General features: G+C 73.1%; 1 pseudogene. It reads right to left on the reverse strand.

The features are described 5' to 3' along the window. Positions 1 to 242 precede the first annotated feature (242 nt). Positions 243 to 359: pseudogene (locus tag AC5WRT_RS38925) on the reverse strand (hypothetical protein); the annotation flags it as partial. Between the last annotated feature and the right edge of the window lie 581 nt (positions 360 to 940).

Raw genomic sequence — 940 nt, forward strand, 5'->3', positions numbered from 1 at the left:
CGACGAGCCGCTCTCGCACCTCCTGGACGACATCCCGGCCCTGTCCGGCAACGGCACCAACAACCGCTGAGCGGTACTCCGCGGCGGTGGGTCACCGGTCCTTCCGGTGACCCACCGTTTCGCTGTTACGGCCGCCCGCGGTACAGCTCATCGATCTGCTCGTCATAACGGTCCGTCACCGCGTGCCGCTTGACCTTGAGCGACGGCGTCAGCAGCCCGTTCTCCTCGGTGAACTCACCCTCGACAGGCACGGACTGGCCGCCTGCCGCCCAGATCGCGAAGTCCAGGGCCGTCCACTCGTAGCGGGTCCGGGACATGCCCGCGACCCGGCCGCCCGGTTCGAGGCCGGCCGCGAGCAGCCGCCGCCGGTGCAAAAGCCGCCGGGCGGCGGTCCGCCGGCCCCGGGGGCCGGCGGACCGCGCCTCGGGGATTGCCGGGGGCGTGCCCCGCGACCGGCTCGGCAGCCGTCCGTGCCCATTCCCTCGACCACCGTTTCCTCGTCATCTCCCGTGCCCCCTGCGCCGGTTGAGTGCCGCCCGCTGTCGCGGGTCGTCTCGGCTGTGACGGCGTGGGGGTGCGGAACGTGCGATCCGGGGTGTTGCGGACGGGTATCGAAGCGGCCACGGCGACGGGCCGCCGAGACCGGTGGGTGACCCTCCGGTGACCTGGGGTCTGTCTGACCATGCGCGTCGTTGCCCGAAGAGCGGCCGCGCGGCGTCAGGTGCCTGTTCTCGGCCTGCCGGCCCCAGGCCCTCGTACTGGACGTACTCGGGTCCGGGGCCGGTGCGGCGAGTGCGGGCACCTCCCACGCCTTGGGGCAGTGGGGGAGCGTGCAGGGCGTCGGGCGGCGGACGGGAACGGTCGGACAGACCCTGGTTCTATGGCGTGTTTCGAAAGTGGCGTCGTCCGCCCGGAGGGCGGGGTCCGCGGCGTCTGGTGC

This window comes from Streptomyces sp. NTD91 (assembly GCF_059510455.1).